At 60.8% G+C, this 15,186-nt stretch carries 13 protein-coding genes; 7 read left to right on the top strand and 6 right to left on the bottom strand.

What is annotated here, in order from left to right; all coding sequences use genetic code 11:
- Nucleotides 1–161: 161 nt before the first annotated feature.
- Nucleotides 162–1,544, bottom strand: coding sequence for an ABC transporter substrate-binding protein (locus tag ACVIYL_RS35355; RefSeq protein ID WP_253609060.1), 1,383 nt, complete (start codon nucleotides 1,542–1,544; stop codon nucleotides 162–164).
- Between the two features lie 517 nt (nucleotides 1,545–2,061).
- On the opposite strand from ACVIYL_RS35355, the gene ACVIYL_RS35350 reads away from it, so the two are divergent.
- From ACVIYL_RS35350 to ACVIYL_RS35335, 4 genes are all read left to right on the top strand, one after another.
- On the top strand, nucleotides 2,062–2,226 hold the full coding sequence (locus ACVIYL_RS35350) for a hypothetical protein (RefSeq protein ID WP_310882412.1): 165 nt from the start codon (nucleotides 2,062–2,064) through the stop codon (nucleotides 2,224–2,226).
- Nucleotides 2,227–2,874: 648 nt separating this feature from the next.
- Complete coding sequence (locus tag ACVIYL_RS35345) at nucleotides 2,875–4,605, top strand: PQQ-dependent dehydrogenase, methanol/ethanol family (protein ID WP_157341956.1); 1,731 nt, start codon at nucleotides 2,875–2,877, stop codon at nucleotides 4,603–4,605.
- 108 nt (nucleotides 4,606–4,713) lie between these two features.
- Nucleotides 4,714–5,169, top strand: a complete 456-nt coding sequence (locus ACVIYL_RS35340) for a hypothetical protein (RefSeq protein ID WP_456780716.1) — start codon at nucleotides 4,714–4,716, stop codon at nucleotides 5,167–5,169.
- A 17-nt stretch (nucleotides 5,170–5,186) separates the two neighbouring features.
- Nucleotides 5,187–5,768: a QcrA and Rieske domain-containing protein gene (locus ACVIYL_RS35335; RefSeq protein ID WP_157341724.1), complete on the top strand. Its 582-nt coding sequence runs from the start codon at nucleotides 5,187–5,189 to the stop codon at nucleotides 5,766–5,768.
- A gap of 175 nt (nucleotides 5,769–5,943) precedes the next feature.
- Here ACVIYL_RS35335 and ACVIYL_RS35330 read toward each other — a convergent pair whose 3' ends face one another.
- The 4 genes from ACVIYL_RS35330 to amrS all read right to left on the bottom strand — a co-directional run bounded on the left by ACVIYL_RS35330 (nucleotide 5,944) and on the right by amrS (nucleotide 10,875).
- On the bottom strand, nucleotides 5,944–8,277 hold the full coding sequence (locus tag ACVIYL_RS35330; protein WP_456781919.1) for a molybdopterin cofactor-binding domain-containing protein: 2,334 nt from the start codon (nucleotides 8,275–8,277) through the stop codon (nucleotides 5,944–5,946).
- A 2-nt stretch (nucleotides 8,278–8,279) separates the two neighbouring features.
- Complete coding sequence (locus ACVIYL_RS35325) at nucleotides 8,280–8,732, bottom strand: (2Fe-2S)-binding protein (RefSeq protein ID WP_157341720.1); 453 nt, start codon at nucleotides 8,730–8,732, stop codon at nucleotides 8,280–8,282.
- A 593-nt stretch (nucleotides 8,733–9,325) separates the two neighbouring features.
- Nucleotides 9,326–9,682 carry an Mth938-like domain-containing protein gene (locus ACVIYL_RS35320; protein WP_456780715.1) on the bottom strand — a complete coding sequence of 119 codons (357 nt, stop codon included), beginning with the start codon at nucleotides 9,680–9,682 and terminating at the stop codon, nucleotides 9,326–9,328.
- A gap of 50 nt (nucleotides 9,683–9,732) precedes the next feature.
- Entirely contained in the window at nucleotides 9,733–10,875 is a 1,143-nt protein-coding gene (gene amrS, locus ACVIYL_RS35315) for an AmmeMemoRadiSam system radical SAM enzyme (RefSeq protein WP_456780714.1), read from the bottom strand.
- 217 nt (nucleotides 10,876–11,092) lie between these two features.
- On the opposite strand from amrS, the gene ACVIYL_RS35310 reads away from it, so the two are divergent.
- Nucleotides 11,093–11,809, top strand: coding sequence for an SAM hydrolase/SAM-dependent halogenase family protein (locus ACVIYL_RS35310; RefSeq protein ID WP_456780713.1), 717 nt, complete (start codon nucleotides 11,093–11,095; stop codon nucleotides 11,807–11,809).
- A 445-nt stretch (nucleotides 11,810–12,254) separates the two neighbouring features.
- On the opposite strand, the gene ACVIYL_RS35305 is transcribed toward ACVIYL_RS35310, so the two are convergent.
- The gene (locus ACVIYL_RS35305) at nucleotides 12,255–12,704 is read right to left on the bottom strand and encodes a YbhB/YbcL family Raf kinase inhibitor-like protein (protein WP_157341714.1); all 450 of its coding nucleotides are present in this window, start codon (nucleotides 12,702–12,704) and stop codon (nucleotides 12,255–12,257) included.
- Between the two features lie 222 nt (nucleotides 12,705–12,926).
- Between ACVIYL_RS35305 and ACVIYL_RS35300 the strand changes: the two genes are divergently transcribed.
- Together ACVIYL_RS35300 and ACVIYL_RS35295 are read left to right on the top strand one after the other, a co-directional pair.
- The gene (locus ACVIYL_RS35300) at nucleotides 12,927–13,934 is read left to right on the top strand and encodes a ribonuclease Z (RefSeq protein ID WP_456780712.1); all 1,008 of its coding nucleotides are present in this window, start codon (nucleotides 12,927–12,929) and stop codon (nucleotides 13,932–13,934) included.
- Between the two features lie 3 nt (nucleotides 13,935–13,937).
- Complete coding sequence (locus ACVIYL_RS35295) at nucleotides 13,938–15,077, top strand: CapA family protein (protein WP_456780711.1); 1,140 nt, start codon at nucleotides 13,938–13,940, stop codon at nucleotides 15,075–15,077.
- Nucleotides 15,078–15,186: the final 109 nt, after the last annotated feature.

Below are 15,186 nucleotides of genomic sequence, written 5' to 3'. Positions count from 1 at the left end.
TCGCAGAGACATGTTCCGCTCCACCGAGACCGCCGCAGGGCATGCACAGGACCCCTGCGGTCGAACAGCGCGGATGTGGCGTTGCCGGCCGCCCGATCAAAATCCGTCCCAGAACACGGACACGCCTTCGAGAAAAGGCGTGTCCGACTCGATAGCTGCGCTCAAGCGACCTGCGGCCAGGTCTCCTTGATCCAATTGAAAGTGGCCGTCGGATCATTGTGACCATTGCCCGGTTTCGGCCAGTGCGGGGGCGCCGTGATATTGCGGATCGGAATGGTGACCATCCGATTCGGATCCAGAATTGGGAACGGGTACTCGGGCACGATCTTGCTGAAGCCCGTCACCGCGTCCTTGTAGCCCTGGTGATTGTCCGGACGGATGTAGAGATCACCGGCCGCCGTCTCGAAATACATGCCTTCAAGCTGGCTGATGATCGCCTCTTCCTCCGGCCAGCCGCCCGTAAGTCTGTTCGCTTTCTCGACTGCCGTCTTGTACATATAGAGCGTGTGATAGGCGCCATCCGATTGGAAGTTCGGATATTCGTTCCAGCGCTTATAGTACTTCTCGACGAACCTCTGGTTGGCGGGCCACCGATTTCCCGGCGGGAAGGTGAAGTAATAGTTCGCGTGCACGCCCGCGATCACGCCTTCCGGGTGGTCCTTGCCGATTGCATGCGGCGCAACACCAAAAGCGATCGTGCTTGCAAACTTCGCGCTGTTGAACATGCCGTAACGCAGGGCTTGCTTGTACATTGCCACGTAATCGCCGCCCCAGACCGACGAAACGATCAGGTCTGGATTCGACGACATCGCCTTGGTGATGTGAGCGGTGAAGTCGGTGGTGCCGAGCTTCGGCCAACCCTCCGAGACGACCTGGGTGCCCGGCACAAGCTTGCCGAACGCGATGTTGAAATGGTCAAAGGCATTGCGGCCATAGCTGTAATCCGGGTGAATATGCGCGATCCGCTTTGCCTCAGGCCAGGTCTGCGCCGCCGCCAGTGCGCAAGTGACACCGTCTGCTGACTGGATGTTGGTAATGCGGAACGCGAATTTCGGATTCGGCACCGCCTTGTCCCACAGAAAATCGGTGCAGCCGTCGACGAAAATCGTCAGCGCGCCAAGCTCCTCGGCGACCGGGCCGAGCGCCGGCGTGTTGCCACTCGATATGACTCCGGTGAACAGGTCGATTTTTTCGGAGAGCTTCATGCGGCGAAGCTCTTTCACGTTGGCGTCTGTACCGGCTGCCTCGTCGGCGGTGATTGTCTCGATCTTGCGTTTGCCGAGAATGCCGCCCTGCGCGTTGATCTCCTCGGCAGCCAGGATGTGGCCCTTGAGTGAAGGTTCGCCGAGCACCGCTCCGGGGCCGGTCAAGAAGGTCATGTGACCAAATCTGAGTGGCCTATCGGGAATGTTCCCTTTCGGCGCCGCCGGAGTTTGCGCCGATGCAGGGTTCGCGGCGGGTATTGCGGTTGCCGCCGCGGCGCTGCCGACCACAACACCGAGTTGATTGAGAAAGCTTCTGCGGTCTACGTTTCTCTGCTCCATGGTTTATCCTCCCTTGTCGAGGACATTGATGATCTCGTCACGTCAAGCTCCTAATGGGGGGCTCATTGCTACATTTTAGGCCATTCTATCGCGCCAAACCACAGGTCTTAGACGTCTCTTTGACGCACACCGCGTTCGGCGTCAGCGATTTCATGACTCCAACACACCGACCGATCCATTGCCGCCGCATGCCAGGCGGGTGCTGGGGGCATCGAACCTTGTTGGGGGCTGCGCCGGGACGCGATGCCCTGATTGCGGCGCTGTCCGCTGAACTGAAGTGGTGCGCAGGCTGGCGATGTCTTGCGCATTCCGGTCCGCCGCAGTGCAGCATTCGGTTCTCGCAAACCGACCGTCCCCGGCCTCGCGCCCCTTGACGATCAGGGCTATCCTTTCCGTCCAATAGTGCTTTCGGCGAACCGCATGAAGCTTGGCCCGCGGTGCCAGCTCGGGCGCAAGAAATGAGCCAGACAGCTTTCGTCGGGATCAAATGACTCATGGCGGTCAAAAGGGTTTCGGCATGACCAAGCACGGCCGATCGGGGCACGCGCCCCAATCGCCGCGCTTCCGTTTCCTGCAGAAGCTCGAAGCACGGAAGAACGATCGCAAGGATCGCTCTCGCATCAAGGACCCGAAGCAGTCGGTCGAAGAGCTGTTCCATCCCCGGAAGCCAGCACCAAACTGACGAATTGTCCTTGGGGACACGATCCAAGCTCTCGGGGATCATCGCATGCCGTAATGAATTTGGCAGGCGACGGAACGAGCAGCGGATGTTTGTGTTGGTTTGCAGCTTCCCACGACTCTGCTCTTCAAACCCAGGGCACGACTGTGCAAGGCCTGTGGCGACGCTGGCTTAACCGCGAGAAGTAGCGAGCGAAAGAGGAAGCAATTTGTTCGCTGGCCTCCTTTTGGAGAGGCGGGCGGTGAAGCTGCATGTGGCTGAATTCCAAGTTCATGGTGGAGCTTGAGAAGACAAATGCAGTGTCCGAAGCAAACGCGACGCTGGATACCTCTGACGGCGCTTGCCACCGGAGCGTTCTTGGCGGCGGATAGGTCCGCTGCGGCGCAGGAACATCAGCCCGGCAGTGATGAGCGACCCGCAAAAGGTGACTTGCTTGTTCTCTCCGAAGGGAACCATCAGGTTGAAGCATCAAGCCTAGTGATCTGACGCTCGGCGGGCCGCCAGACGGCTCGCTTATCGTCGCTGCAACATTTGTTGGAAAGGTAGGTGTCCACAACCGGGATGAGGGGGCGCGGTCGTAATGGATTCCCGCGCCCAATCGATCGCACCACCCACCATGGGGTGGGTGAAGAACGTAGGGAGATGGCGTCCATGACCAGAAAGCAATGGCTTCTATCGTCCGTTGTCACATTTGCAACCCTCGCTTCAACCCCGCTCGTCGCCGGTCCGATGGAGGATTACAGTCCGGTGACCGCAGCCCGGCTGGAAAATCCGGAGCCGGGCAACTGGTTGATGACGCGCGGCACCTACAAGGGGTGGAGTTACAGCTCGCTCGATCAGATCAACACCAGCAACGTGAAGTCGCTGACGCCGGTGTGGACTTTCTCCACTGGTGTGGATTCGGGTCACGAAGCGCCGCCGATCGTGAACAACGGAGTAATGTTCGTCTCGACGCCGTACAGCCAGGTGATAGCCCTGGATGCGGCCACGGGCGATCTGCTCTGGCGCTTCAAGCCCAAGCTTCCCGAAGGGTTCAGCGCCCTGCACAACACCAACCGTGGCGTGGCGCTGTACGGCGACAAGGTTTATCACGCCGGGCTCGATGCCATGCTGGTCGCGCTCGACGCCAAGACCGGCAAGGTCGTCTGGGAGGCGAAGGTCGAGGATTGGAAGACCGGCTACTACATGACCATGGCGCCCCTGGTGGTGAAGGGCAAGATTCTGGTCGGCGTGGCGGGTGGCGAGTTCGGCGTGCGCGGCTTCGTGCAGGCATTCGACGCCGAGTCCGGCAAGCCGGTGTGGAAGACCTATACGGTTCCGGCACCCGGCGAGCCGGGAAGCGACACCTGGCAGAAGCCCGACACCTGGAAGACCGGCGGTGCCTCCACCTGGATGACCGGTACCTATGACGCGGAGTCCAACACGGTCTATTGGGGGACCGGCAATGCCTCGCCATGGTTCGGCGATCAGCGGCCGGGCGACAACCTATACACCTCCTCAACGCTCGCGCTCGATGGCGATACCGGCAAAATCAAGAGCTACTTCCAGTACCATCAGAACGAGTCGTGGGACTGGGATGAGATGAATCCCCCGATGCTGGTGGATTTCCAAAAGGACGGCGCCACCACCAAGGGCCTGCTGAAGACGGCGCGCAACGGCTACCTGTACTGGTTCAAGCGCAATCCGGACGGCGGGATCTCCTACATCAACGCCCAGGCCTACGTGCCGCAGAACGTCTTCAAGAGCATCGATCCGAAGACCGGGCGCCCTGAGGTCGACATGGCCCACAAGCCGGCCACCGGCAAGGCGGCCCAGTTCTGCCCCGGCCTGTGGGGCGGCAAGGACTGGCCGTACGAGGCCTATAACCCGAAGACCGGAATGGTCTACATTCCGTCCAACGAGAACCACTGCAACAACCTGGAAGGCAAAGTTGAGGAGCGCGTTCCCGGACAGTGGTGGACGGGCGTTGCCATCCCGGATCTGCACTTCTCGGTCGACACGAAGGCGAGCTTCTACGGCGAGATTCAGGCGTACGACGTCGACAGCGGCAAGCGGGTTTGGCGCAACCTGTATCCGGCCTCAATGATGTGGGGCTCGATACTTACCACCGGCGGCGGCCTGCTCTTCACCGGCGGCACCAACGACCGGGAGTTCCGCGCTTACCATGCCAAGACCGGCGAGCAGCTTTGGCACTTCAGGACCAACTCCGGGATCATGGCGCCGCCTTCGACCTACGAGGTCAATGGCGTGCAGTATGTAGCGGTGCAGTCCGGCTACGGGGTCGACGCGGCCTTCCAGCAGGGGCTGATGAGCGAGCTGGTAGGTTGGCAGAAGGACGTGCCGCAGGGCGGCGTCGTCTGGGTCTTCGCCGTCTCCAAGTGAGTCCATGGTTGACCGGCCGCCAGCAATGGCGGTCGGCTTCTCGTCCGGCTGGGTTTCGTTGTCTTGCCAAGCAACCTGGTCGGGCCTCACCTCTTAGGAATTCTGACGATGCACCATGTTCGAGCTGGATCGCTGCTGATCCGCTCCTCTGCCTTAGCACTGATCGCCGCGTTGGTGACCTTTCCGGCATTGCTGGGGGGCGAACGGGCGCGGGCCGATGAATCGCCCGCCTACGCGGTCGAGGTGGCCGAGCTGTCCGCCAAGGTTGGTGAACCGGCCGTGCTGCACGCCACGTTGCGCATTCGCGACGGCTACCGCGTTCTCCAGGGTTACAACAATCGCGTGATCGAGCTCTCGTCGTTTGACGATGGGGTGACGTTTGAGCGTCGTGTGGTGCGAGGCACCGTCCAGGAGGGCGGGCTCGACTTCGCAATCGGCGTGCGGGCCACAAAGCCCGGCAGACACCCGATCAATGGCTACTTTAGGGTCGGCTACATCCATGGCCCCGACGAGCTGGCAATGGTGTCGCTGCGCCTGATCGCGAACGTCAATGGAACCGAATAATCGAAGGAGTGGGCCGCATGCCTTGTGATGATTGGCTGCACCGTCGCTGCTACAAGCGTCGAACGATCCTCGGGCTGGCGCTTGCGCCGCTGCTGATGTTGGCCGGTCCCGCGTGCACGGCCGAGGAGGGCGAGGCTGCCAAGCCCCCGGCGCCGGACGATCGCTTCGCGTTTCTGACCGGTCCGAAGAAGGGAGAAGTGGTGCGGGCGGAGGACCTTGCGCTCGGCGGTCCGCAGGTGCAAGCCTATCCGATGGCTCCGGACGGCACGGTGCGCAGCGACAACCGCCTCAATCTGGTGATCCTGGCGAGGTTCGACCCCGCCGCACTGAGCGATGAGACGCGGGCGCGGGCCGCAGACGGCGTCGTTGCCTATTCGGCGATCTGCACGCACCAAGGCTGCCCAGTGAACGCGTGGTCGAAGGAGCGCAACGCGCTTGTCTGTTCCTGCCACGCCTCCATCTTCGATCCCAGAAACGCCGCCGAGGTGATCGGTGGGCCGGCTCCGCGTCCACTTGCGGCGCTCGGGCTGAAGCTCAAGGACGGCGTCGTGACGGTCGCTTCGACCTTTTCGGGGCGCGTCGGTGCCACGCAAGGCTGATCCGCGCCTCACATTGAGACTGTCGAAGCGCCGAGAGCAGGATGAACAGGCTCATCTCGGCGATGTCGCGCTCGATGTGTTGGCCCTTCGGCGAGAATTCTCGATTAAAGCCGACGGAATCCGCTCCTTGCGGCGGACCTTTCGGTCCGCCGCATTCTTTTGGGTTAACCCACCTTCACGCCTCGAGTTGCTTGCCGATCGGCAGCGCCCGGATGCGCTTGCCGGTCGCTGCGAAGATGGCATTGATCAACGCCGGCGCGAACGGGGGCACGCCCGGCTCGCCGACGCCGCTCGGCGGGGTATCGGGGCCGGGAGGCACGATGTGGACGTTGGTTACAAGCGGGGCCTCGTCGATCCGGACCACAGGGAAATTGTCAAAATTGCCCTGTTGCACCTTGCCGTCCTTGAAGGTGATCTCGCCATGCTTGGCGAGGCTCAGGCCCATGATGGCAGCGCCCTCGATCTGAGCCTGGATGCGCTCCGGGTTGATGTATGTTCCGCAATCGATGGCGGTGTCGACCCGGGGCACCGTGAGCTTGCCCTTGTCGTCAACAGACACCTCGACCATGGTCGCGATGTAGCTGACGAAGCTCCGGTGCACGGCAATGCCGAGCCCGTGTCCTTTGGGTACGGACCGTCCCCAGCCGCCCTTTTCCGCGACGAGTTCGACCACCTTGCGAAGTCGGGCGGTATCGATGGGATAGCTGTCGTAGGGCTCGCCGTTGTTCCAGTAGTCCTTCACGGAAGAGAGATTGACGATCCGTGGAGAGCCGATGAGCTCCAGCAGCATGTCCTTCTGGTCGCGATTGGTGGCGTGCGCAAGCTCGCCGACCATGGACTGCACGGCAAAGGCGTGCGGGATATTCGACACCGAACGGAACCAGCCGATGCGGGTATGCGCCGTTGCTTCCGGGTTCTCGCACTGGATGTTGGCGATCTCGAACGGCATGTCGACAAGGCCCATGCCGAGCTCGAAGGGCGCCTCATGCACCATATCGGCCTTAAAGGTCGAGGCGATGCTCGGCGCAACGCTGCGGTGCCGCCATGCGATCACCTTGCCGTTCTTGTCAAGGCCTGCCTCGATGCGTTCCGCGGACACTGTGTGGAGGAAGCCGTTACGGACGTCGTCTTCCCGCGTCCACTGCACCTTCACCGGCGCGCCGAGCTCTTTTGAAAGCAGGGCCGCTTCGAGCGCGTAATCGCACTTCGACTTGCGCCCGAATCCGCCGCCGAGCAGCGTGACGTTGACGGTCACGTTCTCTTCGGGAATGCCGAGTGTTTTCGCGACGTCTTCGCGCGTTCCTCCCGGGCTTTGCAAGGGTCCCCAGATCTCCGCCTTGTCACCCTTAACGTCTGCGACCGCGGTGGGCGGCTCCATGGTGACATGGGCAAGATGCGGCAGGTAGTATTCACCCACGATCACCTTGTCGGCGCCCTTTAGGGCTGCGTCGACATCCCCTTCCTTGCGCACGATTAGCCCCGGCTTGCGTGCGGCCTCCTCGAGCTGGGCCCGATAGGCGACCGACTCGTATTTGCCGTTGGGTCCGTCGTCCCAGACAATCTTCAGCGCGTCGCGCCCCCTCATAGCGGAACCGGTGTTGCGCGCGATCACCGCCACCCCGCCGAGCGGCTGGAACTTGGAGGGCCACGGCCATCCTTTGACCTCCATGACCTTTTCGACGCCTGAAACCTTCATGGCCTCGGCCCCGTCGAAGGAAACGAGTTTGCCACCGGTTACCGGCGGCCGGGCTATCACGGCATACTTCATGCCCGGCAGGCGGACATCGGCGCCGTACTGCGCCTTGCCGACCGTAATATCGCGGAGGTCTACGATGCGGATCTCGCCTTTGCCGAGGTAGCGGAAATCCTTCGGGTCCTTGAGTTTCAGACCTTCGATGCTCGGCACCGGCTGCTTCGCTGCATCGGCGGCCAAGTCGCCAAATCCGATGTGGCGTCCGGTCGCATCATGGACCACCTCGTGATTGATGGCCTTCACCTCGGCGGCCGGCACGCCCCAGCGTTTCGCCGCCGCGGCTTCCAGCATCGTGCGCGCCGAAGCGCCGATCTGGCGCATCGGTATCAGATAATGCCGCGTGCTGCGTGATCCGTCAGTGTCCTGGTTGCCATATTTGACTTCGTTGCCATGCGCCTGCTGGACGCGGACGCGCGACCAGTCGGCTCCCATTTCTTCGGCTACGATCAACGGCAGGCTGGTTCGGACGCCCGTTCCCATCTCGGAGCGATGCGCGACGATCGTGACGATTCCATCTGGTGCGATCGACACGAAAACCTGCGGGTCGACCACGGTACCGTGCGGCATCTCGCCCGCGCCGGTCTTGTACGCCGCGAAAGCAGGGCGTGACATCACGGGAGCGGCGAGCACGAAGCCGCCGGCGATGCCGAGACCCTTAAGGATGCTGCGACGCGAAACGTTCTCGACTTTGACTTTCTCGACCTTGATATGTCGTTCAAAGCCACGGAGTTTGTTGGGATTGGTCAGGATATTCATGGTCACACCTCCGTCGATGCGAGATGGACGGCGTTTTCGATACGCTGGTACGTGCCGCAGCGGCAGATGTTGCCTGCCATCGCTTCGCGTATCTGGTCGCGAGATGGTTTTGGATTTTGGATCAGCAGCGCAGCCGCCTGCATGATTTGACCGGCCTGGCAATAGCCGCATTGCGGGACGTTGAGGTCGCGCCATGCTTTCTGAACCGGATGATCGCCCGTCGGATGGAGCCCTTCGATCGTCGTGACCTCCCGGCCGACCACGTCGGAAACCGAGGTGATACACGCGCGTGCGGCCTCCTTGTCGACGAGGACGGTGCAAGCGCCGCAGAGGGCTTGGCCGCAGCCAAACTTGGTCCCGGTCAATCCCACCTCATCGCGTAGAAACCAAAGTAGCGGTAGATCTGGGGCGCCATCCCAGCTCTGTTCCTGGCCATTAATCTTCAACTTTATCATGATCGTCCCTCCGCTCTTCCTAAGCTGCTGAGGCCCAGTTCGGCGCAAGCGGGAACGTGCTTCCATTTGCCTGCGTCAACCGCTCGACTTCCCGCACGGTTCAACCGTGTCAGGAAGGCTGACAAACCTCATTGCAGGACCTGTTCGGTTGTCTGTTCTTGCGCATGCCTCCTGCTCCTATTGAATTCTTGGTTGTTGTGCAGGCGGACCTTCGTCGCGGGTTGGGATGTTATCAGAAATTGACGTAGAGCTGGCTATTTTTTTCCTGTTTGAAGGGGAGCAACTATTGCCGAAGCTTTTTAACTTTCGAGCGAACGAGGTCTGAGACTCCGCGGCAGCGGCGAGAAAACGCCTCGGTCGGCAACTGCGGACAGCAGATCAGATCCGCATGGTGGGACCGCCAGCACGATGCACTCCAACAGAATCGGATTTCCAATCCGAATCCGCGCTCGTGGTCACGAACCCCGCCGGTTTTCGATCCGCAGCGCTCGTCGCGCAACGGGTCGTTCGGATGAACTACTTTCAGCCGAACATCCTTGTCCCGGTCATCAGCACGGCATTCGGATCATATTTCCTGTTGGCCTTCGCGAGGGTCAACAGGTCACGTGAAAGAGCCCGATCCTCCTTGCGCGCGAGCGGTTGAACATCTGGATCGCCTCGGGTGTCGGCTTCAACAAAACCAGGCAGCCTTTTCTTTCGAAATAGGCTTCAGCTTCCGGTGACAAGTGCACGTTGCCCATCTGACCCGAGCCAATGACGACCTGGTCGCACCCTTTCTCGAAGAGAAATCTTGCCTCGTCTTCTGAAAGCACGTGCGAAGTGCCGTAGAGCCTCTTTGATAGCTTCTTTTTCCGCTTCACAACCTCGCCGGAAAGACGAACGACAACGTCGTGCTCATAGGTTCTTCCGTCAATCGTAATCGCGCCGAATATGGTGCTGTCAATCGTCATAGTGACCTCCTCAATCAGTCTCCCGCTCCGACACGCAGCAGTGAGGCGCCTCAGCGCTGGCATGATCCTCGCTCAAGCGAGTTGCCGTCGGCCGATCCGGATCGGGGCGCGCCGCCGCCCCCAGCTGCCCGGGCGTGCCTCGAACAAGCCAGGGATTGCGGTGGAGCAAATACTGCAACAGCCATCCGCGGTGAGCCGCCAGCTGGTGATGTCATACCAATCTCGGCCGATGACCCGCTCACTGCAGCCAGGGCAATACGTGCTTTGACCGCTCTCGTCATAGACATTCCCGGTGTAGACGAAATGCAGCCGACCTTGCGCGCGATATCGCGAGCCGTCGTCAGCGTGAAGGCCGGCGTACGCGGCAGATCCGACATCTTGTAGTCAGGATGGAAGGCGGTGAAATGCAAGGGCACGTCAGGTCCTAGCCTCGTCATCACCCATTCGCTTAGCTTCGTCACCTCTTCCGAGCTGTCGTTGTGGCCTGGGATTAGCAGCGTTGTGATCTCAAACCAAACCTTGGCCCTTTGCCTGAGATATTCGAGCGTCTCGAGGACGGCGCCGAGACGACCGGTGCATAGCCGCTTGTAGAACTCTTCGGTGAAGGCCTTGAGGTCGACATTGGCGGCGTCCATGAAGCCGTAGAGCTCCTCGCGCGCCGCTGCGTCAATGTAGCCTGCCGTGACCACCACGTTCTTGATCCCGCGCCGGCGCGCCGCCTTTGCAACGTCCACGGCGTATTCGAGGAGGATGACGGGGTCGTTGTAGGTGTAGGCGATGGAGCGCGAGCCCGTCGCAATCGCAGCCTCCACGATATCTTCAGGTGAGGCTGCGTCCTGTAGGCGATCGAGCTCTCGCCCTTTGGAGATATCCCAGTTCTGGCAGAATTTGAACGTCAGGTTGCACCCAGCGGTCCCGAAGGACAACACGGGAGTTCCGGGCAAATAGTGGTTCAGTGGTTTCTTCTCGATTGGATCGACACAGAATCCTGAGGAGCGGCCGTACGTCGTGAGCACGATCCGGTCATCCTGCCGACCGCGCGCGAAGCACAGGCCGCGCTGACCTTCGTTAAGCCTGCAATAGCGCGGGCAGATGTCACACTGGATACGGCCGTCTTCGAGCCGGTGCCAGTAGCGGCCAGGAAAGCCTTCCAAACGCTCGGGTTCGGTCATAGATTTCGTCGTGTCGATCACTGGGCTAACCCCAGTTTTTGGCCAACGGCGTGACAGAGTTGCGCGACGATGTTCAGCCGGGGCCCGCCTGCGGGTATGAGCGCCCGTGTGCGTCAGCTTATTCTACTCCCTGTCGGGCGAAGATCGTAGGCCGAACCGTCGGCGATATCGGCCGCTGATGTCCAGGAGTGCTCGCACCGTGAAGTTGCGGCGTGGGGAACCACGGGAGCAAGACAACATGATTGTGCTGTTCACCGATTTCGGGTTGCACGGCCCCTATACGGGTCAGGTGAGGGCGGTGCTGCACCAGATGGCGCCGGGCGTTCCCGTTATCGACCTCTTCGCCGATGCGCCCGTGGGCAATCCCAAGGCTTCGGCTTACCTCCTGGCGGTCTATGCCGCCTGGTTTCCGGTGGGAACCGTCTTTCTCTGCATCGTCGATCCCGGCGTCGGCGGGACATGCCCGGCTATTGTGCTCCAGGCCGACGGCCGGTGGTACGTCGGCCCCGGCAACGGCTTGTTCGAGTTAGTCCTGCGCCGTGCCACAAAGACGCGCAGCTGGGACATCGACTGGAGGCTGGAGTCCCTCTCGGCCAGCTTTCACGGGCGCGACCTCTTCGCACCGGTCGCAGCCATGCTGGCGCCACCCGGCCAGCCGCGCGATGATTGCGCTGATCGCCGCGCAGATTGGCCGGACGACCTCTTCGAGATCGTTTACGTCGACCATTTCGGCAATGCCATGACCGGGGTGAGGGCGACCAAGCTGACGCCCGACGCAAGGCTTGCCGCGGCGGGGCGAGTATTCGAGCGCAAGAGGACCTTCAGCGATCGGCTGCCAGGCGGAGCCTTTTGGTACGAGAATTCGAACGGGCTCGCCGAAATCGCCGTCAACCAGGGACGCGCGGACTGCGATCTTGGTCTCGTGATCGGCATCCCGGTCGAGATCGTCTCTTGAAGGCGGTCCCCTCACAACCTTGATCTGGATATGCGCATGCCAAGAAAGCAGAGCTCGAGAACGGATTGGCCGAAGCCACGTAAGCGCCACGCTAAGCCACCGGCGACTGGCAACAAGCGACTGGCCGATCAGACCCGCAAGATTCTCGGCAGACACTATGCGAGCAAATATCGGGTGCAGTAATCGCGATCATTATGAACCCCAGTCCTCTGATCGACTCAGGTACGGATATCTCGCCCAAAATTCTCCGTTATTTCAATGGGATAAATCTGTGGCTGCGGTGCTCGCCGCAGTCCCGATAGGAGTCGGCCTAAGAGGCCCAGCATTCTATTGCCTGGCACGGTGCTGCGATGGCGGTATCTGGAAGCGCGGCAAAGGTTGTGCTGATGACAACTGAGCTGATGACAACTGAATCGTCGGACGGCCCCAACGCCGGCTGCTGTCGCTATCTCTCATACCAACCGACGAGGATCGCTTCCGCGATCAAGGACTTTCGCGCCTCTCGTTCGATGTCGCGGCAGGACGCGTTGGCCTTTGCCTGAAGCTGGTCGGTCGAGAGGGCAAGCAGCCGGAAGTGATAGTGATGAGGCCCATGGCCGGAGGGCGGACACGGGCCACCATAGCCTACTTTCCGAAAATCATTGACCGCCTGCTTCACATTCTTGTTCCGCGCGGCACCCTCCGCGAGCTCCGTTAGGACTGCTGGAAGATCGTAAGCCGCCCAATGGTGCCACGTGCCAGCGGGTGCATCTGGGTCGTCGCAGAGCAAGGCAAAACTTTTCGTTCCACCTGGTGCATCAGACCATTGCAGGGCTGGCGAAAGGTCTTCTCCGTCGCAGGTGAACCGTCTCGGAATTTGCGCTCCATCGGTGAAGGCGCTTGAAACGAGTTTCATGGCTCCCTCCATCAGGTTGCAGGAGACATAGGCTCGGATTTAGGCTCGCTAGGCTCGGAATTGACGAGTTCCTCCGCAGACGGGCGACCTCGCCCGACCGATCGGCGGAACCTCGCTGGCGAGCGCCTCGCGGCGGTATAGCTCGATTTTGGCGAGTGCGAAATCCATAAAGTCTGCTTAAATCGGAAGACCCATCGGGCTGCTGCGGTAGGATGGCTTGCCATGCGACCGCTTTTTCATCCAAACTTGGTCAATGGTCGCTACGGCGACCCGACAGTGTATGTGGAGACGCTGTTCGAGAGGCGCAGCCTGCTGTTCGATATCGGTGAGATTTTTTCGTTGCCGCCGCGGAAGTTGCGACGCATCGAGCAAGTCTTCGTTTCGCACGAGCATGTCGATCATTTCGTTGGATTCGACCACCTGCTTCGGTTGCTTGTCGGGCACGAGAAGTCCGTGCAGCTCTTTGGTCCGTCCGGCTTTACCGAGCGCGTCTTTCACAAGCTTCAGGCCTATCGCTGGAATCTGGTCGAAACCTATTCTAGCGATCTTGTCTTCGTCGTGAACGAACTCGAAGCGGCGAATTCCATCTTGAGCACGCGGTTCGGGCTAAGGAAGGCTTTCGTCGCAGAGGCCTCAGTCTCTCGCAAAACCGTTGCCGGGGTGATCTGCGACGAACCGACCCATCGCGTGTCAGCCGTGATCCTTGAACACGGTACGCCCTGCCTTGCCTTTGCGCTGCAGGAGGCGGCGCATGTCAATGTCTGGAAGAACCGGTTGTTGGAGCGCGGGCTGCCCGTTGGTCCGTGGTTGCGCTCACTCAAGCAGGCCGTGGTCGAACGGCGCGCGGACGATCATTTGATCAAGATCGATGGATCGGCAGTTTCGGACAATCGGCTCGTTCCACTTGGGGCCTTGCGTGATCTCCTGACCGTCACGGTCGGACAGAAAGTTGGCTATGTTACCGACGTCGCCGATACGCCGGCCAATCGTGGCGCCATCGTAGCGCTCGTGCAGAACGCGGATATCCTCTTCATCGAAGCGGCGTTTGCAGGAGCGGACGATGCGCTGGCGAGGCACCGGGCCCATCTCACGACCACAGCTGCTGGAGAAATTGCTCGAGAAGCCAATGTGCGTCGCGTCGAGCCGTTTCACTTCTCTCCACGTTATGTGGGGGAGCAGCAACGGATGCTTGCTGAAGTGATGGCGGCGTTCAGGGGGGCTCACTGCTAGACCATGCCTGAGGAAATATATTTGCCCGCTGGATATCGAAAATCGCTCCGTCTCTTTCTATGCGGAGACGTCATGTGCGGTCGTGGCATCGACCAGGTGTTGGCGCATCCGTGCAGCCCCGAAATTCACGAGCAATCCGTGCGATCGGCGGAGAGATATGTGCTGCTCGCCGAGCAGGAAAACGGGCTCATTCCACGGCGTAATGGGCCGTCCTACGTTTGGGGCGCAGCACTGGACCTGCTGGCGCGCATGCGGCCGGACGCGCGGATCATCAACCTCGAAACGGCTGTGACCCGCAGCAAGGACCGCGCGCGCAAGGCCGTCAACTACTGCATGAGCCCCGAGAATGCAGATTGTCTGGCGGCCGCCAAGATCGACTGCTGTGTGCTGGCCAACAACCATGTGCTTGATTATGGGCGCCCAGGCCTAGAGGAAACGCTGGCAACCTTACAAAAGCTCGACATCAGGGCGACTGGCGCGGGGCGCAACGATCGCGAAGCCAGCGCTCCGGCCGTGCTCAATCTTGCCTATGCCCGGCTTCTGATCTTTTCGTTCGGCTCGACATCGAGCGGCATTCCCATGGAATGGGCCGCAACCGAGAGCGCTCCAGGCGTCAACCTGCTTCCTGACCTGTCCGAAGCGAGCGCCTCAGAGATTGCCGATCGAATCGTGGCGCTCAAGAGGCCGGATGATCTGATCGTCGTTTCGATCCATTGGGGGTCCAATTGGGGATATTGCATTCCGGACGAACAGATGATCTTTGCCCGAACACTCATCGACCAGGCGAATGTGTCGATCGTCCACGGGCATTCGTCGCACCATCCGAGAGCGATCGAAATCTATCGGGATCGTCTCATACTGTATGGCTGCGGTGATTTTCTGAACGACTATGAGGGGATTCGAGGTTACGAGCGCTACCGGGACGACCTGGTGTTGATGTATTTGGCCGACCTCGATGCGACCGATGGCTGTCTTCACGCGCTCAACTTGATTCCGCTCCAGATCAGGAACTTCCGTCTCTCCATTCCGGCGCGGCGGGATATCGAATGGATCCAGCGGACACTGGATCGGGAGTGTCGAAAGTTCGAAACTAGACTCATCCTTGGTTCAGAAGGACAGCTTGCAGTTGCCGGGCCTGGCTGAATGTAAAGCGATATGGGTCTGGGCCAATGATCGGGATGGCCATGCAGTACCGAGCGGTTTTCAAGCGCAGATCGGCGACGTTCGGGTGTGCACTTGCTGCGGACCCGCA

The sequence above is a fragment of the Bradyrhizobium sp. USDA 3315 genome (assembly GCF_054056795.1).
This window is presented reverse-complemented; position numbering and strand designations above follow the sequence as displayed.